The sequence below is a fragment of the Micromonospora pisi genome (genome assembly GCF_003633685.1).
Lineage (GTDB): Bacteria > Actinomycetota > Actinomycetes > Mycobacteriales > Micromonosporaceae > Micromonospora_G > Micromonospora_G pisi.
In genome coordinates this window covers 6,427,279-6,448,660 of record NZ_RBKT01000001.1, presented here as the reverse complement: position 1 = coordinate 6,448,660, position 21,382 = coordinate 6,427,279, and the positions used below count along the sequence as shown (strand labels likewise).

Annotated in this window: 20 protein-coding genes, 1 tRNA gene and 2 pseudogenes; 10 read left to right on the top strand and 13 right to left on the bottom strand. The window is 70.4% G+C overall.

Annotated features, from left to right (window positions below; translation table 11 throughout):
* Nucleotides 1-53: 53 nt before the first annotated feature.
* Entirely contained in the window at nucleotides 54-1,109 is a 1,056-nt protein-coding gene (locus tag BDK92_RS27725) for a sugar ABC transporter substrate-binding protein (protein ID WP_121159334.1), read from the bottom strand.
* Between the two features lie 156 nt (nucleotides 1,110-1,265).
* On the opposite strand from BDK92_RS27725, the gene BDK92_RS27720 reads away from it, so the two are divergent.
* Nucleotides 1,266-1,943, top strand: a complete 678-nt coding sequence (locus BDK92_RS27720) for a GntR family transcriptional regulator (RefSeq protein ID WP_121159333.1) — start codon at nucleotides 1,266-1,268, stop codon at nucleotides 1,941-1,943.
* 67 nt (nucleotides 1,944-2,010) lie between these two features.
* Here BDK92_RS27720 and BDK92_RS27715 read toward each other — a convergent pair whose 3' ends face one another.
* Nucleotides 2,011-2,604, bottom strand: coding sequence for a CGNR zinc finger domain-containing protein (locus BDK92_RS27715; protein ID WP_121159332.1), 594 nt, complete (start codon nucleotides 2,602-2,604; stop codon nucleotides 2,011-2,013).
* A 105-nt stretch (nucleotides 2,605-2,709) separates the two neighbouring features.
* Between BDK92_RS27715 and BDK92_RS27710 the strand changes: the two genes are divergently transcribed.
* Both BDK92_RS27710 and BDK92_RS27705 read left to right on the top strand, forming a co-directional pair.
* Nucleotides 2,710-4,017 (top strand): MFS transporter, encoded by a 1,308-nt coding sequence (locus BDK92_RS27710; RefSeq protein WP_246017278.1) that lies wholly within the window; start codon nucleotides 2,710-2,712, stop codon nucleotides 4,015-4,017.
* Nucleotides 4,018-4,039: 22 nt separating this feature from the next.
* A pseudogene (locus BDK92_RS27705) lies at nucleotides 4,040-4,255 on the top strand (helix-turn-helix domain-containing protein); the annotation flags it as partial.
* A gap of 30 nt (nucleotides 4,256-4,285) precedes the next feature.
* On the opposite strand, the gene BDK92_RS27700 reads toward BDK92_RS27705, so the two are convergent.
* The gene (locus tag BDK92_RS27700; RefSeq protein ID WP_246017277.1) at nucleotides 4,286-6,211 is read right to left on the bottom strand and encodes a S9 family peptidase; all 1,926 of its coding nucleotides are present in this window, start codon (nucleotides 6,209-6,211) and stop codon (nucleotides 4,286-4,288) included.
* Between the two features lie 128 nt (nucleotides 6,212-6,339).
* Here BDK92_RS27700 and BDK92_RS27695 point away from each other — a divergent pair, with 128 nt between their 5' ends.
* Nucleotides 6,340-7,035, top strand: a complete 696-nt coding sequence (locus tag BDK92_RS27695) for a GntR family transcriptional regulator (RefSeq protein WP_121159330.1) — start codon at nucleotides 6,340-6,342, stop codon at nucleotides 7,033-7,035.
* Nucleotides 7,036-7,090: 55 nt separating this feature from the next.
* On the opposite strand, the gene BDK92_RS27690 is transcribed toward BDK92_RS27695, so the two are convergent.
* The gene (locus BDK92_RS27690) at nucleotides 7,091-8,692 is read right to left on the bottom strand and encodes a flavin monoamine oxidase family protein (RefSeq protein ID WP_246017276.1); all 1,602 of its coding nucleotides are present in this window, start codon (nucleotides 8,690-8,692) and stop codon (nucleotides 7,091-7,093) included.
* A 184-nt stretch (nucleotides 8,693-8,876) separates the two neighbouring features.
* Complete coding sequence (locus BDK92_RS27685; RefSeq protein WP_121159328.1) at nucleotides 8,877-9,449, bottom strand: sigma-70 family RNA polymerase sigma factor; 573 nt, start codon at nucleotides 9,447-9,449, stop codon at nucleotides 8,877-8,879.
* A 165-nt stretch (nucleotides 9,450-9,614) separates the two neighbouring features.
* Between BDK92_RS27685 and BDK92_RS27680 the strand changes: the two genes are divergently transcribed.
* Complete coding sequence (locus tag BDK92_RS27680; protein WP_170208701.1) at nucleotides 9,615-10,376, top strand: zf-HC2 domain-containing protein; 762 nt, start codon at nucleotides 9,615-9,617, stop codon at nucleotides 10,374-10,376.
* 61 nt (nucleotides 10,377-10,437) lie between these two features.
* Here the strand turns inward: BDK92_RS27680 and BDK92_RS27675 are convergent, their stop codons facing one another.
* The 5 genes from BDK92_RS27675 to BDK92_RS27655 form a co-directional block, all read right to left on the bottom strand.
* Nucleotides 10,438-12,477 (bottom strand): bifunctional copper resistance protein CopD/cytochrome c oxidase assembly protein, encoded by a 2,040-nt coding sequence (locus tag BDK92_RS27675; RefSeq protein WP_121159326.1) that lies wholly within the window; start codon nucleotides 12,475-12,477, stop codon nucleotides 10,438-10,440.
* Nucleotides 12,474-13,049: a copper resistance CopC family protein gene (locus BDK92_RS27670; RefSeq protein WP_147457133.1), complete on the bottom strand. Its 576-nt coding sequence runs from the start codon at nucleotides 13,047-13,049 to the stop codon at nucleotides 12,474-12,476. The genes BDK92_RS27675 and BDK92_RS27670 overlap by 4 nt, the downstream gene beginning before the upstream one ends.
* 142 nt (nucleotides 13,050-13,191) lie before the next feature.
* Nucleotides 13,192-13,659 carry a DUF5709 domain-containing protein gene (locus BDK92_RS27665; protein WP_121159324.1) on the bottom strand — a complete coding sequence of 156 codons (468 nt, stop codon included), beginning with the start codon at nucleotides 13,657-13,659 and terminating at the stop codon, nucleotides 13,192-13,194.
* Nucleotides 13,660-14,290: 631 nt separating this feature from the next.
* Nucleotides 14,291-14,365: transfer RNA gene (locus tag BDK92_RS27660), tRNA-Val, on the bottom strand.
* Nucleotides 14,366-14,451: 86 nt separating this feature from the next.
* A complete protein-coding gene (locus BDK92_RS27655; protein WP_121159323.1) occupies nucleotides 14,452-15,012 on the bottom strand; it encodes a TIGR02611 family protein in 561 nt (186 codons plus the stop codon).
* Nucleotides 15,013-15,316: 304 nt separating this feature from the next.
* Between BDK92_RS27655 and BDK92_RS27650 the strand changes: the two genes are divergently transcribed.
* Entirely contained in the window at nucleotides 15,317-15,748 is a 432-nt protein-coding gene (locus BDK92_RS27650; RefSeq protein WP_121159322.1) for an SsgA family sporulation/cell division regulator, read from the top strand.
* A 130-nt stretch (nucleotides 15,749-15,878) separates the two neighbouring features.
* On the opposite strand, the gene BDK92_RS27645 is transcribed toward BDK92_RS27650, so the two are convergent.
* Nucleotides 15,879-16,655, bottom strand: coding sequence for a glucose 1-dehydrogenase (locus BDK92_RS27645; protein WP_121159321.1), 777 nt, complete (start codon nucleotides 16,653-16,655; stop codon nucleotides 15,879-15,881).
* Nucleotides 16,656-17,009: 354 nt separating this feature from the next.
* On the opposite strand from BDK92_RS27645, the gene BDK92_RS27640 reads away from it, so the two are divergent.
* The 3 genes and pseudogenes from BDK92_RS27640 to BDK92_RS27630 all read left to right on the top strand — a co-directional run bounded on the left by BDK92_RS27640 (nucleotide 17,010) and on the right by BDK92_RS27630 (nucleotide 19,182).
* Nucleotides 17,010-17,459, top strand: a complete 450-nt coding sequence (locus BDK92_RS27640; protein WP_121159320.1) for a hemerythrin domain-containing protein — start codon at nucleotides 17,010-17,012, stop codon at nucleotides 17,457-17,459.
* Nucleotides 17,460-17,607: 148 nt separating this feature from the next.
* Nucleotides 17,608-18,568: pseudogene (locus tag BDK92_RS27635) on the top strand (helix-turn-helix transcriptional regulator); the annotation flags it as partial.
* Nucleotides 18,569-18,726: 158 nt separating this feature from the next.
* Entirely contained in the window at nucleotides 18,727-19,182 is a 456-nt protein-coding gene (locus BDK92_RS27630) for an RrF2 family transcriptional regulator (protein ID WP_121162643.1), read from the top strand.
* A gap of 19 nt (nucleotides 19,183-19,201) precedes the next feature.
* Here BDK92_RS27630 and BDK92_RS27625 read toward each other — a convergent pair whose 3' ends face one another.
* Nucleotides 19,202-19,723 (bottom strand): NAD(P)H-dependent oxidoreductase, encoded by a 522-nt coding sequence (locus BDK92_RS27625; RefSeq protein ID WP_121159318.1) that lies wholly within the window; start codon nucleotides 19,721-19,723, stop codon nucleotides 19,202-19,204.
* 331 nt (nucleotides 19,724-20,054) lie between these two features.
* Here BDK92_RS27625 and BDK92_RS27620 point away from each other — a divergent pair, with 331 nt between their 5' ends.
* The gene (locus tag BDK92_RS27620; RefSeq protein WP_121159317.1) at nucleotides 20,055-20,234 is read left to right on the top strand and encodes a DUF4236 domain-containing protein; all 180 of its coding nucleotides are present in this window, start codon (nucleotides 20,055-20,057) and stop codon (nucleotides 20,232-20,234) included.
* A 111-nt stretch (nucleotides 20,235-20,345) separates the two neighbouring features.
* Here the strand turns inward: BDK92_RS27620 and BDK92_RS27615 are convergent, their stop codons facing one another.
* A complete protein-coding gene (locus BDK92_RS27615; protein WP_121162642.1) occupies nucleotides 20,346-21,299 on the bottom strand; it encodes a hypothetical protein in 954 nt (317 codons plus the stop codon).
* Nucleotides 21,300-21,382: the final 83 nt, after the last annotated feature.

Below are 21,382 nucleotides of genomic sequence, written 5' to 3'. Positions count from 1 at the left end.
GTGCGGTCGGCCGTGGGCCGGTCAGCGGGGAGCCGCTGACCGGCCGGGCGCGACTACTGGCAGCTCAGGTACTGGCCGTCGAAGGCCTTCTTGAGCTCGTCGGTCTTGGCCTGCCGGTCGGTCTCGTAGTTGTCGACGTTGGCCTTGGTGACCACGAAGGAGCCCGAGTCGATGACCACGCCGGGCTTGGTGACCGTGCAGCCACCGGCGAGCTTGGTCAGCGCGTACGACCCGACGGACGCCTGCCCGACCGGGTTCTGCAGGACGGTGCCGGCGACCGAGCCGTCCCGGATGCCGGCGAGGATGGTCTGGTCGTCGTCGATCGCGATCACCTTGATCGGGAGCTTGGCCTGCTTGACCCCCTCGGCGGCGGCGACTGCCGGGTTGTACGCGGTGTTGACGATCCCCTGGATCTGGGTGCCCTTCGCGGCGAGCAGGTCGGCGACGGCCTTCTGCGCGCTCTGCAGGTCCTTGTCCACGTCGGTCACGGTCTGCAGCAGCTTGACCTTGCCGCCGGTCTCGTCCACCGCCTTCTGCACCCCGGCGATCCGGCGCTGGGTGTTGGAGTCCACCTTGTTGCCGGTGAGGTGGACCAGGTTGCCCTGGCCGCCCATTGCCTCGACGGCGGCCTGACCGGCCTTGTACGCGGCGAGTTCGACGTCGGTGGAGAGGCAGAAGTCCGCCTTGTTGACGTCACCGGCCGGGCACGAGGCGAGGGAGGCGACGGGGAAGCCCTGGCCCTTGAGGTCCTCGAAGGTGGAGTTGATGTTCTCCGGGGCGACCCCGAAAATGCCGAAGGCGTTGTAGCCCTGCGCCGCCAGCGCCTTGAGAACGTCGTTCTGCTTGGTCTGGTCCCAGCCGGAGGTCTCGTTGAACGTGACGTCGGCCAGGCCGAGGTCGGCCTTGGCCTTCGTGGCCGCGTCCTTCCACGGCTGGAAGTACGGGTGCGCACCGCCCGGCACAAGGGCGATCTTCACCTGGTCGGCCGCCCGCGTGGTCGCGCCGGCCGCCTCGTTGTCACTCTTCTTGGTGCATCCGGCGGTGGCCAGCGTGCCCAGCGCCAGGATGGCAGCCGCGGCGCCGAGCCGAATCAACGGGCTCCGATTCATGACCGCACCTTTCCCGCATATCGTCGATCCTATAGGATGTATCATGGATGTTTAGTCGATCACTCTTGCCGGCGTCAAGGCTTAACCTCGAAGAAACATGACGTCGTTATCAAGGCGTGTTCGAGGAGCACGGCGGCAACCCTCAGAAGGAGACGGATGGTCAACCAGCAGCCGGTCCGTCCGCTACGCCGGTCCACCCTCGGCGAAGACGTGTACGAGACGCTCAAGGTGCTCGTACTCGAACACACACTCAGCCCCGGCGACCGGATCAACATCGACGCGCTCGCCCGCGACCTGGCGGTCAGCCCCACCCCGATCCGTGAGGCACTGGCCCGCCTGGAGGCCGACGGGCTGGTACGCAAACGCCCACTGGTCGGCTACACCGTGAGCCCGCTGCTGACCCGGGCCGAATTCACCCACATGTTCGAGATGCGGTCACTGCTGGAGACCGCCGCCGCCCGCTGGGCCGCCGAACGTGCCAGCGACGAACTCCGGACCCAGATCAGCACCGAGGCCGCCACCACGGTCGGCACCGACGAGGGCGACCCGGAGGGCTGGCGCTGGCACGCCGCGTTCACCACACTCGACGCCCGGTTTCATGACCTGATCGCGGGCGCCGCCGGCAACCCGCTGCTCTCGGACGGGATCGCCCGGCTCCACGCCCACCTGCACCTGCACCGCCGCTACTTCCCGTACGCGCAGACCGGCACCACCAGCACGGAGCACCAGCGGATCGCCGACGCGATCGTGGCGCACGCGCCGGACGAGGCGGAGGCGGCGATGCGGGAACACCTGGACCGGGCCAGGGAACGCCACCTACCCGCCTTCGACTAGGTGTACCGACCGGGGACGTTGATTGAGTCTGGGCGTCGCGAGCCCACGATCACAGGCGGTGAATAAATCAGGGCCGGCGGCTTTTCGCCTTCTGTCGGGCGTAGTAGGCGCGGGCGCGGTTGCGGTCGCCACAGTCCTTCGTGTTGCACCAGCGGCGGTTCCGCCGCGGTGATGTGTCGAGATAAACCCAGCCGCACTTGACGTCTTCGCACTGGTGGAGGCGGTCGAGGTCGTCGCGCTGGGTGAGAGCCACGAGCCCGCGGACGATGCGATTGCGGGGCAAGCGGAGGTCGGTTTCCCGGTCTCGCCAGAGCCAGCGGTCGCCGATGCGGACCAGGTCGGCTGCGGCGATGGCCGCCCGGTACATGTCCGCGAGGTCTGCGGCGGCTTCGGGGTCGTCCTCAAAGAGAGCTGCGTAGGCCCTCTCGCGCGCTTCGATGACTTGTTGCCGTTCCCGCTCGGCCCGGGCGTCGTCCTGGCCGGCGAGGTCGCGCAGAGCCACGGCCTCGTCTCCGGTGATCAGGTCGGACTCGATGCACCAGTCGACGACGTCGGAGAAGGTCTTCAGGTTCTCAATGCGTTCGCACCCGCCGAGGCGCCAGTCAACAGTGTTCACCAGGTCGAGCATGCGGTCGCCCGCGACGTGGCCGAACCTCACCATCAGCTCCTCTCATGGTCAAAAGCATTGTTGCACGTGAGACGGGCTACTGGCATGCTCATTCCCAATCAGCCAATCACCCGTGAGAACACCGCCAGGAGACTGATCGTGCCTGCCGCCGCCCCACGCAGATCGTTCACTGCCCTGTGGGCGTCCCAAGCGTCCTCAAACCTCGCCGACGGGCTGCTGCAGGCTGCGGCGCCGTTGCTCGTCGCGACGCTGACCCGTGACCCGCTCGTGGTGGCGGGCATGACGGTGGTGCAGTTCCTGCCCTGGCTGGTCGCAACCCTCCCGGCCGGCGTGATGGCCGACCGGGTAGACAGACGTCGGCTACTTACCGCTGGCAACTGGCTGCGCGCGGCCGGGTTCGCGCTGCTCGCCGTGGCCTTGGCGAACGGATGGCGCCACGTCGCACTGCTCTACGCCGCAGTGTTCCTAGCCGGTTGCGCCGAGACGATGGTCGACAACGCCGCCCTGACCATCCCGCCCCGTCTCCTGCCACGCAAGCAACTCGAGCGCGCCAACGGCCGGTTGTTCGCGACCCAGTCCGTCATCAACACCTTCATCGGTCCGCCTGCCGGCGCGGCGTTGTTCGCGCTGGCAGCATCAGCGGCCTTCTACACCGGCGCGGCCGCGTTCGCCCTCGCCGGCCTGGCAGCTCTGCTGCTGCCCGCGCTGCGCCCCACCAGCGAGGAACAGGAGCGCCGCCGCTCGACCCCGACCACCATCACCCAGGACATCCGCTCCGGATGGGCGCACTTCTGGCGCCACGATCTGCTGCGCCGAGTCGCGTTCATCTCGGCGGCGATCAACTTCTTCGGCGCGGCCACCGGCGGGTTGCTCGTTCTGCTGATTACCGGCCCGTACCAAATGCCCGTGGCGCATTACGGCCTGTTCATCGCCGTTCCCGCCGCCGGTGCGATCGCCGGCTCGCTGCTCGCCGAACACTTCGTGCCCCGCATCGGCGGCGGCCCCATCACCTGGCTCGCCGCCCTCGCCCCCGCCGCCAGCTACGCCATCCTCGGCCTGGGTCACAACACACCCCTCGCCCTTGCCGGCATGTTCTGCGCTGCCATTGCCACCTCGCTGAACCAGATCGTCGTCAGCACCCTGCGCCAAGCAGCAGTACCCGACGAACTCCTCGGCCGCGTCACCGCCGCCTACCGCCTGGTCGTCCTGGGTGTCGTCCCCCTCGGAGCCCTCACCGGCGGCTTGCTCGGACGCAGCCTGGGGATCCGCGCCCCCTTCATCGCCGCAGCCCTCGGACTCGTGCTCGCCGCGTTCCTGCTCGCCTCCCGGGTCACTACCCAAACCCTCCGTGACGCCGAAACAACCCATCACCACCGTGCTGTTCCTCAAGAACACCGACCTCAAGACCGTCAAGAACCGCGCCCACTTCGACCTCGTTCCCACTGACAGCAGCAGCCATGGCGCCGAGATCGACCGCGCACAGCAGCTCGAAGCCACCGTCGTCGACGAGGGCTCGCCGGTCAGCGAGGTCGCCGCCCGTTTCCAGGTCTCCTGGCCAACCGTGAAGCGCTGGGTCGACCGGTACCTCGCGGGTGAGGCCGTGCACGACCGCTCATCGCGCCCGAAGAGCTCGCCGGCCAAGACGGACCGGGCGACGTCCCCGATCAGTACAACTAGGCCGTGTTCAAGGCGGGGCTGCGGTCGGACGTCGGGGTCATCCGAGCCACCGGTCGAACCAGGCGCGGGTGCGGCGGAGCACGTCGAGTTGGTGGTTGCGTTCGCGGATCCGGTGGTTCTCCCGGGGATACACGACGTACCCGTGCTCGACTCCGAACCTGCGTAGCGCACGGTGGAAGAACTCCGCCTGTGACACCGGAACGTTCGTGTCGTTCTCGCCGTGCAGGATCAGCACCGGCGTACGGACCCTGGAGGCGTACGAGATCGGGCTGAGCCGGTCGTGGCGGTGTGGACCTGTTCCTTCCCAGCCGCTGCTGCCGCCGAGGGCGGACTCGAACGGTCCCTCCTCCCCGGTGGCGGCGAGCATTCCCCAGTCGCTGATCCCGGCTCCCATCACGGCGGCCCTGAACCGGTCGGTCTGCCCGACCGCCCATGCGGCCATGAACCCGCCGTGGCTCCAGCCGCCGATACCGAGCCGGTCGGGGTCGGCGACGCCGTCGGCGACGAGCAGTTCGATGCCGGCGCAGATGTCGGTCCACTCACCGAGGCCGACCGCACCGGCGACGGACACCGCGAAGTCGTGGCCGTGCCCTTTGCCGCCGCGCGGGTTCGGCAGGAACACCGCGTAGCCCGCGGTCGCCAGCCATTGACCGGACGGGAACCAGCCCAGTTCGAGCCGGTCGGCATGCCGGTCGTACGGGCCGCCGTGCACCAGTGTCACCAGTGGGAAGGGCCCGTCCCCACGGGACCGGCCGGCCGGCAGGATCAGCAGGCCGTCGAGGGCCAGCCCGTCGGACGCCTCGTACGACAAGCGTTCCTGGGCACCCCATTGGATGTCGCGGAGTTCGGGCCTGACGTCGGTCAGCCTCGTCAGCGGCCCGCAGACGGGACCGGCCCGTACATTTCCCGGCTCGTAGGACGTACTGACCACCGCCGCGACGACGTCACCGTGCCGGTTCGCGGTCAACGACGTCGCGAGACCATGGACTCGGGACACCTCGACGAAGTTGGGCCCGACCGGGTCGAGCCGGTGGATCGCGGTATCGAGCCCGTCGGCGACCAGCGCCAGCGGCGGACCGGTGTCGACCTGGACCAGGTCGCTCGGGCAGCTGGTCGTGCCGGCGGTCAGGTTACGGTGCTCGCCCACCGGCCCGCCCACCGGTACGGCGACATCGAGAACCGCGTGTCCGCCCACCAGAACCGGCGGAGTCTTCGCGACATACGCCAGGTGCCAGCCGTCGTCGGCGGACCACCAGACCAGCGAGAACGCGTCCGCCGCGGCCGGGCCGAGGTCCCGCGTCATGCCGCTGTCCGGGTCGAGCAGGTGGAGACCGGGCTCGACCAGGCCCGGGTCCACCTCGGGGGTCGACCAGGTGAGGACCGCCAGCGTTGCACCGTCGGGCCGCTGGGTCACCTCGACGACATGCCGATCGCCGAACGCGTCCGGTGTCCGGACCTCCCGGCGCCGTACGTCCAGCAGCCGCAACCGGTCCGGGCGTACGCGTTCGCCCCACACCCGAGCGTCGTCGCGCTCCCTGTCCCGACGTTCGTCCTCGGCGGACGGTTCGTCGGCCGCGATCACGACGACCAGGTTGGGATCGGCCAACGGGAGGTGCCCCGACACCCCGCCGGACCAGGACGTGACCGCCTCCACGACACCGTCGACCAGGCCGACCCGGTGCAACTGCGCCGTGCCACGCTCGACCCGGTCGGAGAGAAAGTAGACCAGCAGCGAATCCGCGGCCCACCTCGGCGCCGAATCGTGCGCCTCACCCGAAGTCAATCGACGCGGCGACCCGGTCCCGTCGGTGGCGGCGACCCAGAGTTCGCTGACGGGGTGATCACCAGCCCGGCCGACCGGGGCGACCACGTAGGCGACCCACCGGCCGTCCGGCGACAGCGCCAACGCGCGCGGAACACGACCGTCAACCACCAACTCGGCGGTGAGTTGTGTACGGGCCACCGAGGCACCGTACCGTTCGACAAACTCGTCGTGCACTACCGGACATTTGATCGACCGTCCGTGATGTGACGACGCCGCTCGGCTATCCTCGTCATCGACGAGTTTCATCGCCCAGGCGGGAGACATCGATGGTCAGCACTCCGGTCGGCGCCACCGGAAAACCGGCCGGACCAGGCACGCTCGCCCCGCTGCCCGCACGACAGACCCTGACCGAGGACGTCTACCAGGCGATCAAGCGGCTCATCATGGACCACGTGATTCCCCCGCAGGGCCGGTTGAGCATCGACCAGCTGGCCCGCGACCTGCGGGTCTCGTCCACCCCGATCCGCGAGACCCTGGTCCGGCTGGAGTCCGAGGGCCTGGCACGCAAGGAGCCGCTACGCGGGTATTCGGTCACCCCGATCCTCACACTCGCCGAGATCGACGACCTGTTCGAGTTCCGCACCCTGATCGAGCCCTGGGCCGCCGCCCGCGCCGCGCGGCACCGCGACGACGCCGGCGTGGTCCGGCTCCGGGCCGAGATCGACTCGGTCGGTGAACTACCGGACGGCGACAGCTACGCCGACTACCAGGACCTCGCCGGACACGACGACCGGTTCCACCGGCTGATCGCCGAACTCGCCGGCAACCAGCACCTGCTGAACGCCTTCGCCCGTACGCACTGTCACCTGCACCTGTTCCGGCGCCGTTACAGCACCCCGTTGGGGAGCGCGACGGTCGCCGAACACCGGGACATCGCCGCCGCGGTCGTCGCCGGTGACCCCGATGCCGCGTACGCCGCGATGGGAGCCCACCTGGAGCGGGCCCGGCAGCGGCTCTCCTGAGCCCGGCCCCGCACCACCCCGACGCCCCGTCCCGGAGCGTCCGTGGCGATCGCGCTCAGCTCGACATCACCCGCTGGTGCAGCGCGGTCACCACCGACCGGGCGGAGACAAACGCACCGTGCTGCCAGGCGGTCTCGTGACTCAGCCAGTCACCGGCGAAATAGACCCGCCCCGCCGGCTGCAACAGCAGGTTGTACCCGGCCGTGCCGTGCGGTGGCGAGGTCCAGGCCCCCTCCAGGTAACGCGTCCGGTCCCAGGCATGGGAGAAGGAGGTGGCCAACTCGGTCCGGTACTTCTCCCCGTGGATCTTCACCCCCTGGGCGACCGCCCGCGCCTCCCGCCCGGCCGGCGTGAGCGCGCTGTACGTACGGGCGTTCGCGCCGGTGTTGTAGTAACCGACGATCAGACCCCGCCTACCGTGGAAGCCGTACGACGGGTACCAGATGTGGGCGAGGTCGAGATCGGTCTCGGTGATGCCGCCGTAGATCCGCTCGTCCGTCTCCCACCAACGGCTGCGGTACTCCAGTCCGATCTTCCCGGAGGCGGTGGCCGGGAAGCCGCTCAACGCGGCGGTCACGTTGGTACCGAGATTGTGCGGCACCCGGGCCATCAGCTGCGGCGGCAGCGTGGCCACGCAGTAGTCGGCCCGGATCGACCTCTCGTGCCGGCCCTGCCGGTAGGTCACCTCGACCTCACCGCCCAGGTTGGTCACGCCGGTGACCTCCGCCCCGAGGCGCACCCGATGGCCGCCGACCGCCCGGGTCAGGGCGCGCGGGATCGCGTCCATCCCGTCGACCGGCTGGAACATCAGCATCGCCTGGTCATAGCCGAGCTCGAAGGAGAAGTAGCGCCCGACGTTGCTGGCGAAGACGTCCGACAGCGGCGGCGGGGCACCGAGCGGGGTGCCCGCGTCGTTGCCGGCCCCCGGGTAGGCGGCGTACCCCCGCCGGTTCGTCCCGGTGTACGCCCAACCGTTGGTACGTCCACCGATCGCCCCGAAGCTCTGCAGGAACGACAGCAGGCGCTGTTTGTCCTCGGCGGTGAGCCGGGCATCCAACGCGCCCTGGTCGGTCGCCTTGGCGAGCAGTTCGGAGACGTAGCCGTACACGTCCGCCCTGGCGGTGCGGTAGCGCTGGGCGGAGGTCATGCCGGTGGACTCGTTGTAGATCCGGGCGTCGGCGTTGGCGTTGGTGAAGACCTCGATCGGCACCCCCAGCTCGCGGCAGTAGTCCAGGGTGACCATCCACTGTGCCAACCGGCCGGGGCCGGCGTTGAAGTAGGTCCCGTCGGAGAACTTCGCCTTCTGCGTCCGCCCGTCCAGGTCGGTCTCGACGCTGCCGCCCCGGATGGTCAGGTTCCGCCCGCCGGCGACCGCGCGCGCCTCCAGGATCGTGCAGTCGTATCCCGCCTTGCCCAGTTCGTACGCGGTGGCGAGGCCGGCGACACCGCCGCCGAGGATGACCACCCGGGCACCGGACCGGCCGCTCAGGGTGAAGTCGGATCGCGCCGGTGCGCGGAACGCGGGTGCGGCGGACGCGGCGGTCGGCGCGAGTCCGAGCGCGCCCATGGTGGCGAGCATCGCGCCGGCACCACCGCTGGCGCCGACGGCGCGCAGGAACCCACGCCGGTCGAGGGCGGGTCGCGCGGAATGGTTCACGGGTTGCGTGTGGTGGCTCATACGTCCCCCTGTCGAAAGAACCGTGGGACGCCGAGTCTCTGCGCGGAGTGTTACCGCCGAAGCGAAATGTTGTTGCGGAGCGATTTCGTTGATCTTCGATGGGAGCCGGTACGGGTCCGCGCCGACACCACACCCGTCCCCGGCTACGCCGACGGCCGTCGGGTCAGCTGATCACCCGGAGCCGGCCCTCCGGGCCGCCCTGCTCCCGCATCGCGACGACCAGGTCCGCCCGCGCCCTCGCCACCCGCGACCGGATGGTGCCCACCGGACAGTCGCAGACCAGCGCCGCCTCGGCGTAACTCAGCCCCGCCACCTGGGTGGCGACAAACGCCTCACGCCGGTCCCGGGGCAACGTACGCAACAACTGGTCGAGCAGGACGCCCTCCTCGAACCCGGCCCCGGTCGCGTCTACGGTGCCCTGCCAGTCGGAAAGCTCGGTGGTGCGTGGACGACGGACCAGCGCGCGGATGTGATCCGCCGCGACCCGTCGCGCGATCGCCAACAGCCACGTCCGCGCGGACGACCGGGCCGCGAACCGGGGCAGCGCCCGCATCGCCCGCAGATAGGTCTCCTGGGTCAGATCCTCCGCCTCCTGCGGCCCGGCCAGGTGACTGACGAATCGGTGCACGTCGCGCTGGGTGGCCCGGATGAAAGCACCAGCCGCGGTCCGGTCGCCGGCCTTCGCGGCCAACGCCCAGCGGGTGATCTCGTCGTCCTCGGACCCGGTCGCAGGCATAGGGGAAGGTTAACCTGCCGGGCCCCCGGTTAGGGTTGCGGCATCACCATGGAAAGGGCGTCCTCATCCGTGTTGGCAGCGGCGTCTTGACGGCGCAGCGGCGTCCGCGGCGGAAACTCGACGCTTCACGGGAACTCGACGGAGCCGGGGACCGACAATATGAGTGTGGGGTGCGAACAGTACCGGGAGGCGCTCTCGGCGTGGCTGGACGGCGAGGATGATCCGGCCGAGCGGCACGTCGTGGAGCGGCATCTCGGCGAATGCGCGGAATGCCGCTCGTGGATGGATGCCGCCGCCACGGTGACCCGACTGGCCCGGACCAGCGTGGTCAGCGCCCAAGGCGAACTCGACGAACGGCTGCTCGCGGCGGCACCCGGCCCCGGCCGGCTGCGCCTGGCGATCACGCTGCGCGTCCTGTTGGGGGTGCTCGGGGCGGTGCAGTTCGTCCTCGGAGCGGCACAGATCGCCGGCATCGCGGGCACCCAGCACCTGCACGACCTGACCGGGACCACGGTCCCGGCCAACCACCTCTGGCACGAGTCGGCCGCCTGGAACGTGGCCATCGGCGCCGGCTTCGGCTGGATCGCGCTGCGGCGTACCCGGCCGGTCGGGATCCTGCCCACCCTCACCGCCTTCGTGGCGGTGCTCACCCTGCTCTCGGCGAACGACATGATCGTCGGCCGGGTGGACGTGAGCCGGATCCTCAGCCACGGTTTCATCGTGGCCGGCTACCTGATCATCCTCGCCCTGACCCGGCCGGCGCTCGACCCCGGCGAACCGCCCCGGCAGCACGATTCCGGGCCGTCCCGCTGGCGGGCCAGCTTCGACGCCGAGGAAGCCGCCCCGATGCCGCCGCTGCGGCTGGTCCGCTCCCACCCCGGTCCCCGCCCCGCGCACGCCCGCCACGACACCCACCGCGCCGCCTGAGAAGGAAGGGCCCCTTCCTATCGTTTCCGGTAGAGGAAGGGCCCCTTCCTAACGCCACGCGCTACCGGCGCGTGTCGTGACGGGCCGCCTCGGCCAGGAAGGCGTTGTAGCGGGCGAGTTCGTCCTCCTCGCCGCTCGCCCGCGCCCGGTCGGCGGCACGGTCGAGCCGGGCCTGCTCCCGCTCGTCCGCCCGGATCCACTGCCGGACCAGCAGAGCCATCACGATCACCGCCGGTACCTCACCGAACGCCCAGGCGATGCCGGCGCCGAGGTGCTGGTCGGCGAGGAGCGTGCCGGCCCAGTCCGGGTGTACGGAGCTGTACCAGTCCGGGGCGATGACCGTGGTCGACTGCATCAGGATCACACCGAGGAAGGCGTGAAAGATCATCGCCGCGAAGTGGATCACCACGAGCAGAGGCTGGGGCAGCCGCCGCCGGCCGGGGTCGATCCCGATCAGCACCCAGAAGAGCAGGTAACCGGCGAGCACGAAGTGGGTGAGCATCGCCAGGTGCCCCAGGTGGTAACGCATCAGGGTGCCGAGCAGCCCACTGAAATAGAGCCCATAGAGGCTGGCGACATAGATGCCGAGAGCGATCAACGGATGGGTCAGCACCCGCAACGCCCGACTGTGGATCAGGATCAGCAACCACTCCCGGGCGCCACGCACCTCGGGGTCGGCGGGTCGGCGCAGCGCCCGCAGGGCGAGCGTGACCGGCGCCCCGCCGACGAGCAGGATCGGCACCGCCATGGAGAGCACCATGTGCTGGACCATGTGCACGCTGAAGAGCAGGTACGCGTACCGGGCGACGCCGAGGTTGGTGATCGCGGCGAGCAGCAGCAGCCCGGCCAGCCAGCTCGCGGTCCGCGACCACGGCCACAGGTGGCCCGCGCGGCGCAGTCGATACACACCGATCAGGTACGCGGCGATCCCGAACCCGGTCAGGGTCAGGAAGAACATGTCCGGCAGTACGTCGCCGAGCATCCGTGCCGCCGTCGGCGCCGGTGGCAGCCCGAAGCCGAGCAGCTCGACCAGCGGATCGGGCTCGACCGGGTTGTCCGGAACCGGGGTCGGGCTGCGGGACAGCGCCACGGCCAGACCGAACGTGGCCGCGAAGACGACCACCTCGCCGGCGGCCAGCCGGACGAACGCCCCCGCCGTTCCGGCCCGCAGGGCCGGCAGCGTACGGGCCCGGTGGAGGGCACCGAGCCCGCCCAGGAGCAGCAGCGCGGCGATCTTTCCGAGCAGCAGGGACCCGTAGCTGGAGTGCCAGAGCTGGTTCCACTCCCCCAGCCGTACCCAGGCGTTGGTCAGCCCGCTCACGGCCACCAGGACGAAGCAGGCCAGGGCGAGCCGGCTGTACCGCGCCGCCGCGTCGGCCAGCAACCGCCCGCTCCGTACCGAAAGCAGCCCGACCAGGCCGCCGAGCCAGACGGTGGCGGCCAGTACGTGCAGGGCCAGGCTGGTCACCGCCAGTTGATGGTTGCCGGCGCCGGCCGCGTGCCCGGTGAACGCCGGTGGCAGCACCGCGACCAGCGCCAGTACGGCCATGGTCGCGGCCAGTGTCCGGGATACCCCGGCCCTGGACAGTACGGCGAGCAGCAGCGCCAGCCCGGCCTGCAATGCCAGCGCCCGCCCCTGGCTGATCGAGGTGGCGAAACTGAGGACGGTGGCGGAACGCACCTGGCCGATCGGCTGCCCGAGCAGGTCGGAGACGGTCAGTACGAGCATGGCGGCTGCCGAGAACGCCCAGCCGATCGCGCAGCCGGTCACCCGACGAAGCAGCAGGTAACCGCGCGGTGACACACTGCCCCGGTCGCCGGGAAGTAGGAAGGCGGCCGTGAGCAGCAGACCGACGGTGACGGTGGCGAACCCGTCCAGGACCAGCCGCAGCAGGGGCAGCCCCCAGCGGGTGACCGGGCCCGGGTCGGGCAGTCCGGCGATCGCGGTGCTCTCCACCGCCCCGCCGAGCCGCAGCGCCAGCAGGAGCACGGCCAGTGCCGCTACCCCGACGGCGGCCGGCAACCACCAGCGCCGCCCACCGGCGCCAGCGGAGACCGGAGCGGCAACGGCACGGATCTCCGGTGCACCTGGGCCGCTCATCGGGTTCGGGCCGCTCGACCGTGCCGTACCCGGATCAGGCCGGCGGCGACGGCGACCAGGGCGACCGCTCCCCCCACCCACCACCAACGCCGGTCCGGGCCGGCGGGTGTGGTCGTGGTCGCACCGACCGGGGCCGCCTCGACCGGCGGAGCGGGCTGGACCGGCGGAGCCGGTTCCTGACCGGGTGGCAGCGCCACGCTGAACCGGAACTCGCCCTGCACCGGGTGCCCGTCGGCGGAGATCGCCCGCCACGCGACCCGGTAGTCGCCAGAACCCAGCGGATGCACCGGCTGGCTCATTTCGTGGTCGAGCACCTGGACCGGCCCGTCAGCGTAACGACGCTGGTTCGCGTCCTCGACCACGACGGTGCTCAGGTCGGCCCGCACGAGTTCGTCGAAGGTCAGCCGGACCGCCGCGACCGGACTGGTCACGGTCGTGCCGTCGGCCGGGTTGGTGCCGAGCAGCCGGGAATGCGCCCAGGCCGGCGCGGCGGCCGGCACACCGGCCAGAAGTACGGCGAGCCCGGCTACCGCCGGCAACACCATCCGCGCCACGATCCGTCCGACCCGCACGAGCACCGACCTCACTTCCGCCTGTTCCGGAACCCGGTAGGTGGTCGTGCGGACGCGATCTGGAGTTCCCACGGGCCGGTGCGGGGCACGTCACACCAGCACCGGCCCGTCGGATCAGGTCGGGTTGGTCGGGTCGAACCGGTCAGGGGAACTCGACGATGTGCATCGCGGCCTCCTCGGCCGACGCGCCGCCACCGGCGATTCCGACATCGCTGCCGATCGACTCACCGTCGACGTCGGGTCCCAAGCCCTCGTCCGGGGCGACCAGGCGCCCGGCCCGCAGGTCCCCGACCTCGTTGGCATCCAGGAACTCGTCAGCCTCGCGGGAGAGTGCGTCCTCGTCGAGGTCGGTACGGAGCACCGGGCCGTCCCACGGCGTCGCCTGCTCCGGGACCTCCTGGGTGAGCCGCTGGTCGAGCGACTCACCGATGCTCGCCTCCTCGGCGGTCACACCGAAGGCGGTCGAGCCCCGGTAGTTCTCCGGCGGGGAGTAGCCCTCGTCGAGCGCGTCGTCGAGCCCTCGGTCCTCCAGCGTGTCCTCCGCCGACAGTTGGCCCTCGTCGTGGGGGAACCAGACGTCCGTTTCGGCCGATCCGTCAGGGGTGGTCATGTCGTGTCTCCTCGCTGCTCATGGCAGGCGGGTGCCGCCGTTGGCGAGCCTAACCACCTCCTCGCCAAAGCGCCGAGGTCGCGACCGCGTACGTCAGTCACCGCCACCCATGACGACCACCGTGGCGGGTGGGCGCAGACGTGTCCGAGTCCGGACCAGCTCGGTACGTCCGCGACCGTGGCCAGCAACAGTCCGAAGCAGAAGCCGAGGAGGGCAGGCCGGCGACGACCCTCAGGTCATCACCGAGCCGTACGCCGGACGCCCCGGTTCCTCGTCCGCCGGTCCAGTATGGATGGCGGTCAACTCACCGGACGGGTCCGCTCGGCGGTCAGGAGTTCACCGGGTGGGTGGGTCGACCGGCACCCGCGTCCGGCCCACTACCGCCCCGCCCCGCTTCTTCACGCTGTCCCGCTTCTTCCCCGCTGTCACGCTTCTTCGCGCTCAACGAACCGGTGATGAATGGGGTTACGCGGAGTCACGACGGTCCGCATCGGTCAGCTTGTCGGGACCATTCGGGTCACACCGGACTCAACGGGAAAAGCGGTGACTGAATGGCGGACCCGCCAATCCCTCGATCGGTCACCCGCCAACAACAAGAGGGTATGTCCTTCGACAGGACATACCCTCTTACTGGTGGGCGATACTGGGATCGAACCAGTGACCTCTTCGGTGTGAACGAAGCGCTCTCCCGCTGAGCTAATCGCCCTCAGCGCGCATGACTGTACCTGATCCGGTCGGCACCCCGCATCTTCGGGGGTGGCCATCCCCTGCGGGCGGGGCGCCGCATGGGCCTCAGTGGGTCGCGAGGTAGTGGAGTACGTCGGCGACCAGGTCGATACCGAGGCTGTACTTCAGCGAGAGCCAGACGACCACGCTGACGAAGACCAGGCCGACCGCTCCGAGCAGGAGCCGTACCGGCCAGGACTGCCGGCCCGCCCAGCGGGTCCAGGCCTGCACGTTGCGCCGGGTGAAGGCGAGCAGGCGCCGGGCCCAGTGGTATTCGATCGCCCAGACCCCGAGACCGGCGATCACCAGCAGCCAGCCGGGGCCGGGCAACGGGATGAGCGCGAGCCCGACCAGCACCACCACCGCGCCGACCACCGCCACGACGATCTTGAGAGCGATCCGGCCGGTCGGGTTGGCCCGGATGATCTCCAGGGCCGTCTGTACCCGCTGCCGAAGACTCTTCGGCTCCGACTCTCGCTCCGCCACCAGGGAGTCGCCCTCGGCGGGCTTCGGCCCGCTCTCGTAGGTGACGCGCTCGTCGTCGGACACCTGGTACCTCCGCTCCTTGATCACGGGTGTCGACCCACCCAGCAGGGGGCGCACCGCGTCACCGTCACCGTCGGTCATTGCTCCATTGAGGAGCATTTGATGACCATTTCGCCCCTCAGTGTCGCCCCGGCCCGTCACTCAACAGGACGACTGGACGTTACCGGAGTGAGTCGACGTGTGAACCATCCGGCGCCGGGTGGAATCAGGGACCTGGGTAGAACTGGACATCCTACCTAAATTTTCGATTTTGAGCGGCGTTTGGGGACCCTCTTCCCACTACTGGGTGAGATCAGCGTATGGCGGAGCGTAACCAGGTTCATCACCTGAGGATGGGAAAAGCGGGGCACGTACGCCTCGCAGCGGTGCCGGGGGGAGAACGTCCATGAGTGTCATCCGACCGACGACAGTCGAGGTCGAGACGTCGTTAAGGCTCGTCGCACCTGATGCCACCGCGCTGCCGGTGCGCGCCAGTCTGCGCTACGACCCAGCCGACCCGTACGCGGTCCATGTCCTGTTTCATGCCGAATCTGCCGGCGGCGAAGCGGTCAGTTGGTCCTTCGCCCGAGAGCTACTCGTCACCGGGCTCGACGAGCCCGCCGGAATCGGCGATGTCCGGGTGTGGCCCTGGGCCACACCGCGCGGAGACTTCGTCGCGCTCGCCCTTTCCTCACCAGACGGGAACGCGCTGTTCGAGGTGCCCCGAAGCGTCCTGGTCAGGTTCCTGCGGCGGACCTACGTGGTCGTGCCCCGGGGCCGGGAGAGCGAACACCTGGACGTCGATGCCGCGGTCAACCGGCTGCTCGCCGGTCGGTGAACGGCAGGGACAACAGCGGCGCCGCGCGGACCTGCCGAGTCCGCGCGGCGTCGGCCTACCCTGACCCGGTACGTACGCCCAGGTGAGGTACCACGTATGTAGCATTCTCGCCCGATCGGTGCCGATCCGTTCAGCCGTGGGTGGTCATGCCCCCGTCGACCGGAATGACCGCACCGGTCAGGTATGCGCCGGCACGGGAGGCCAGGTAGATCGCCGCCCCGGCCATGTCCTCCGGTCGACCGATCCGGCCGAGCGGCACCTGATGCTCGATGGCCGCCCGGGTGTTCGGGTCGTTCAACGCGAAAGCCATCATCTTGCTCTCGAACGGACCGGGCGCGATCGCGTTGACGGTGATGTGTTCCGGGGCCAGTTGGTGGGCCAGGCTGCGGGTCAGCATGTGCACCGCCGCCTTGGTCGCCGAGTAGGCGTAGACCTCCATCGAGGGCACCCTGATGCCGTCGATCGACCCGATGTTGATCACTCGGGCCGGGTCCTCGACACTCGCCGAACCGCGCAGCACGGGCAGCAGTGCCGTGGTGAGCCGGAACACCGCCTTGACGTTCACCGCCCAGAGCTTGTCGAACGCACTCTCCGGGTACGCCTCCAGTGGCGCCCCCCAGGTCGCGCCGGCATTGTTGACCAGCACGTCCAGCCCTGGCACCCGAGCCGACACCAGCTCGGCGAGCCGGTCGGCGCCCTCGGCGCTGGAGAGGTCGGCGGGGATCGACTCACAGGTTCCGAACTCGGAGAGCCGCTGCGCCACCTCGTCACAGACGTCGGCACGACGAGAAGAGATGATCACCCGTGCGCCCGCCTCGACGAAGCCGCGGGCGATCATCAACCCGATCCCCCGCGAACCACCGGTGACCAGCACCGTCTTGCCCTCGACCGAGAAGAGCCCCGGCATGCGCACCTCTCCCAGGAATCGTCGTTTGTCACTCTTGTGACATCACTAACTCATCCGATACCGTTCGGTAACTTAGTCGCGGTGCCACCATCGGGGCAACCCCTTCGGACCCGCCCGTCCCTCGGGTCCGGCTGGGCCCCGGTGGTGTCCGTTCCCCGGCCGTCGACCCGCGCCGGTTCCGTTCGTCGATCCACCTCCGGTCCAGCCGGGACGGACCCGGACCGGACCACCGGAGCCTCGGTCACGACGCCTCCGACGACCCCGACGCCGACCGGCGGGGCAGGCGGGGCGCCGTTTGACGCTCCTGCGCCTCGGGTACCCAACGGATGCTCGGCGCTCCAGGAGGATGACGCGATGAACGACGCGGTTAGCCTGATCCAGCAGGACCACCGGGTCCTGGAAAAACTCCTCCATCAACTGCGGGATCCCGCTGTCGACCGGGTAGCCGTGGTGGAGGAGGTCCGTGCCCGGCTGGCCGCCCACCGGCGCGCCGCCGAACAGGTCTATCCGCTGCTGGCCGGGAACGACCGGGCCGCCGACCGGATGCCGGATCTGGCTACCGCCGAGGAGCGGCTCGAGGCGCTGCGCGCGAGCGACCCGACCAGCGACCGGTTCGAGGGGGCACTGCGCGAGTTCAGCGAAGCCGTCGCGCAGCACATCCAGACGGAGGAGACCGAGGTGCTGCCGGAGTTCGCGATCGACGACGACCCGAAGATGCTGGAGCGGGCCGGCGCGGCCTTCGACGACCACCGGGTCGACGAACTACGGGTGTACGGCATCGACGACCGCGCGCCGGGTCGCTGACCACAGGGCAGCGACAGAACCACTCCGGTACGACCTCGGTGGCCGGCCGTCCGACCGCTGGTCCCATCCGGTCACTGTCTGAAATCAATCGGCCACGCGTCGGCGCGCTCGGATGCGCGGGGCCTGAGCTGCGGCTACCGTCAGGCGGATGGTCCGTTTCGGTCAGACTTCCCAGCACACGGCCGGTTCCGCCTCCGCATCACGATTGGCGCGCATCGGCACCTCGACCCTGCGCGAGTTGTCGACCGATTCCGGGCCGAGACGGCCCGCGCTGCTCGACCACCATCTTCTGCTTCTGGTGACCGTCGGGCACGGCAGTTACGAGGTCGACTTCCAGACGTACCAGTGTCGACCGGGGACACTGATCCTGGCCCGACCGGGCCAACTGGTCCGTACCGACGCACCGGGCGGGTGGGACGCCGCGGTCGTCTGCTGGTCCGACGACACCCTCGACCGGCTCACCCCCGGCAGCTATCCGCTCGGGCCCACCCACTGGCAACTGGCTGGCGAGGACCAGGATGCGGTGATCAACGAGGTGAGCCAACTGGTGGTGGACTGCCAACGCCACCGGGGCCGGCAACTCGCCACCGACCTGCTGCGCCACCAACTCGCTGTGCTGTTGCTCCGACTCGCCCTCCTTCCCAGCGGGACACCCGCGTCACCGGTCGCACCAGCGGCGGAGGCCCCGGACCCGGCGACGGCCGCGGAGGACGGCACGTACCAGCGGCTGTGTCGGGAGATCGAGGCGCATTTCCAGCACACCCGGCGGGTGGAGGACTACGCCGCCCGGTTGGGCTGCTCGGTGCGTACGCTGACCCGCGCCTGCCTCGCCGAGACCGGCCGCAGCGCGAAACAGCTGGTCGACGACCGGGTGGCATTGCAGGCCCGGCGACTGCTCGCGGCGACCGACGAACCGATCGCCGAGATCGGGCGGCGGCTCGGCTTTCCCGAACCGACCAACTTCGGCCGCTTCTTCCAGCGTGAGGTGGGTCAGAGCCCGGGTGCCTTCCGGACCGGGCTGGGGCGGCCCGTCGTCCCCACCGGTGACGGAGCCGAACCCGCCGAGACGACCGGCAACGGGATCGGCGGTTCCGACCGACCCACGGTCACCCCCCGGGTGCCGGGACAGCGCCCGGTCGGACCGCAGCTCCTGCTCGGTGCGCCGCCGCACGCCTCGGTCCCCGGATGACGCGCCCGTCCCCCACCTCCGGTCGCTGGCCGTGGGCCTGTCCCGGGAGGAGGGTCGGCGAACGGGCATGATGGGGTGGTGCAAATATCCGCGCGCGGCGACTACGCGGTCCGGGCGGCGCTGAGCCTCGCCTCGGCGTACCCGTCGCTGATGTCGGCCCAGGCCATCGCCCAGCAGCAGGACATGCCACGCAAATTCCTCGAAGCTGTCCTGGCGGACCTGCGCCGGGCCGGCATCGTACGGGCGCAGCGCGGCGCGGAGGGCGGCTACACCCTGGCCAGCCCGCCCCGGGAGGTCAGCGTCGGCGCGATCCTGCGAGCCGTCGACGGGCCACTCGCCGGCGTACGCGGACTGCGCCCCGAGGAGACCCGGTACGAAGGAGCCGCCGAGAACCTGCCCCGGCTCTGGATCGCGGTCCGGGCGGCGGTTCGTGACGTGGTCGACGAGGTGAGTCTGGCCGAACTGGTCAGCGGTCGGATGCCGGCCCACGTACGGAAGCTGACCACCCGGCCCGACGCGTGGCAACCACGCTGAACCAAGGGTCGCGGAGCGCTCAGGCCGGTAGCCATACCGCCGGGCGAACCGGGACCGGGGGCAGGGTGCCGAGCAGGCGGACCGCGTAGGCCAGCGCGACCGCGCGAGGTCGGGCGACGAGTGTCTCCGGCATCAGCAGCGGCGGATCCACCACCGTGGCACCGAGGCCGGCGAGCCAGTCGGCCAACTGCCGGTGCGTCTCGTGGCTGCCACGTGGCTCGGGTGCGGTCACCACCGGCACCGCGCCGATCCCGAGCAGGCCGTCGGCCGGCAGGACTTCGCCGAAGAGCTTGAGTACGGCCGCGTAGCCGCGCTGCCGGGTCGGGGTCGCGACCACCAGCAGGCTGGCCCGGCGGACCAGTTCCACCGCCCGGGACACGTCGGTGCTGCCGGTACCCAGCAGCTGCGGGGCCAACCGGGCCAGGTCGACCGTGGCCGGGGTCGACCGACCGAGATGGGCGGCGATCGCGGCGCTCACCTGCTCGGCCAGGTGGAGAGTGGGCGAGTTCGGGCTCGGATCACCGGACACCGTAACGATCATCGTGTCCCTCCTCGACGCGGCTGGGCCGACCGACCCGACACCGGTCCGGGCCGGTAGCAAAGTGGATCGGGCGGGACCGCGCGGACTACGGTGGCCGGCGATCAGGGAGGAAGGGGGACGGGCTGGGCCCGTCGATACCTGCCCCCATGGTGCCGGTGCCGACCTACCCGGTCAATCACCAACCACCATCCGAGATATCGATGCATATCATGACGGGACGGGTTCTGGGTAGGACCGTCGCAAGAGGACCGGCCAGGTTTGGCCCGACAACGGGCAGGGAATCCTGGATCCATCCCCCGACATCGACAGAACCTACGAAGGGAGCACGGCCATGGGCCTGATGTTCCGGAAGCGCAAGAAGTTCGGTCCGCTGATCCTCAACTTCACCGAAAACGGCTTCTCCTCTTGGAGCATCAAGATCGGTCGCTGGTCGTGGAACTCCCGGGCCCGCGCGCACCGCGTCGACCTGCCCGGCCCACTGTCCTGGAAGCAGGACAAGGCGCGACACTGAACAAAGCGATCCGAGCGGGGTGCCGGCCAGCGGGTCGGCACCCCGCTCGGCATGTCCGCTCCGCGTCCCGGGACCAGCCCGCGTCCCCGACCGGCCCGGGTCGCCCGCCGGTCAGCCGACCGGGGCGGCCGACCCGGGAGGCATGACCGCCGGAGGCACCAGTTCGATCACCACGTCGCCGCCGAGCCGCCCGTCGACCGGGTCACGGCGGACCAGCCCCGAGGCGAGCAGGTCGACCAGGGCCCGGTTCGCGTCCCCTGCCCGGTAGACCGTCTGCCCGGCGGTGAACTGGCGCAACTCGCTCACCGAGCAACGACCCACGGTCCCGAGCCGGGCCAGCAGGCGTCGTCCCAGCGGCTGCGGGTCCGGACTCGGTGTCATCGGCAGCGGCTCTCCGGGCACAAGGGGATCCCGGTACCGGACCCGCGAGTCGCCGCCGACGGCCCAGAGCCCGTCCTTGAATGCCTCCAGCCGCTTGCCGGAGGACGTACCGAAGACCAGCAGCCGAGGTGGGAGATCCGGCGTACCGATCAACTCCACGTCCCCGACCAGGGAAAACCCGGCGTCGGACAGCACCCGGCGGTGGTCCAGTTCGGCCCGCGCCGGGCCGCCGAGCACCAGCAGCAGTTCGGCCGGCCGCCCTGCGGTGACCGCCGCGACCGCCGCCGGGTCCGGTGCCGGTCCCTGGCTCGCGTCCAGCACCGCCAACAGCGGTGCACCGGCGGCACCGGCCGCCTTGAGGGCCACCGGCAACCGGTCGAATCCACCGGGTACGACGTGCACGTTCAGCTCCGCCGGCAGCTCGGCCTGGCCGGCGCCAAGCCTGTCCCCCAGGTCACCTGGTTGCGCGGCGAGCACCACGACGGTCACCCGCTGTCCCCGCCTCGGCTGCGCGGGACCGGAGAAGACCCGCAGCGCCGCCTCGACCGTCGCGCTGTCTCCCCCCGGGTACGCGTAGACCAGGGTGGCGCGGCGCCCGGGCGCGGACAGCGCACCGGGAGCCCACCCGGCGACCCCGGAAACGAGCAGGTCACGCAGGACATCGGTGATCGGGTCGGGATCCATGCTGTCGTTGTACCGTGCCGGTCGGACGAAGTCACATCCGCCCCGCCCCGCGCCGGCCGGGCTCACCGATCGGTTTCGTACGC

Bases quoted from the DNA above. Each gene is read 5' to 3' on its own strand.
- BDK92_RS27725 (WP_121159334.1), bottom strand. From the start codon at position 1,109: ATGAATCGGAGCCCGTTGATTCGGCTCGGCGCCGCGGCTGCCATCCTG.
- BDK92_RS27720 (WP_121159333.1), top strand. From the start codon at position 1,266: ATGGTCAACCAGCAGCCGGTCCGTCCGCTACGCCGGTCCACCCTCGGC.
- BDK92_RS27715 (WP_121159332.1), bottom strand. From the start codon at position 2,604: ATGGTGAGGTTCGGCCACGTCGCGGGCGACCGCATGCTCGACCTGGTG.
- BDK92_RS27695 (WP_121159330.1), top strand. From the start codon at position 6,340: ATGGTCAGCACTCCGGTCGGCGCCACCGGAAAACCGGCCGGACCAGGC.
- BDK92_RS27685 (WP_121159328.1), bottom strand. From the start codon at position 9,449: ATGCCTGCGACCGGGTCCGAGGACGACGAGATCACCCGCTGGGCGTTG.
- BDK92_RS27675 (WP_121159326.1), bottom strand. From the start codon at position 12,477: ATGAGCGGCCCAGGTGCACCGGAGATCCGTGCCGTTGCCGCTCCGGTC.
- BDK92_RS27665 (WP_121159324.1), bottom strand. From the start codon at position 13,659: ATGACCACCCCTGACGGATCGGCCGAAACGGACGTCTGGTTCCCCCAC.
- BDK92_RS27655 (WP_121159323.1), bottom strand. From the start codon at position 15,012: ATGACCGACGGTGACGGTGACGCGGTGCGCCCCCTGCTGGGTGGGTCG.
- BDK92_RS27650 (WP_121159322.1), top strand. From the start codon at position 15,317: ATGAGTGTCATCCGACCGACGACAGTCGAGGTCGAGACGTCGTTAAGG.
- BDK92_RS27645 (WP_121159321.1), bottom strand. From the start codon at position 16,655: ATGCCGGGGCTCTTCTCGGTCGAGGGCAAGACGGTGCTGGTCACCGGT.
- BDK92_RS27640 (WP_121159320.1), top strand. From the start codon at position 17,010: ATGAACGACGCGGTTAGCCTGATCCAGCAGGACCACCGGGTCCTGGAA.
- BDK92_RS27625 (WP_121159318.1), bottom strand. From the start codon at position 19,723: ATGATCGTTACGGTGTCCGGTGATCCGAGCCCGAACTCGCCCACTCTC.
- BDK92_RS27620 (WP_121159317.1), top strand. From the start codon at position 20,055: ATGGGCCTGATGTTCCGGAAGCGCAAGAAGTTCGGTCCGCTGATCCTC.
- BDK92_RS27615 (WP_121162642.1), bottom strand. From the start codon at position 21,299: ATGGATCCCGACCCGATCACCGATGTCCTGCGTGACCTGCTCGTTTCC.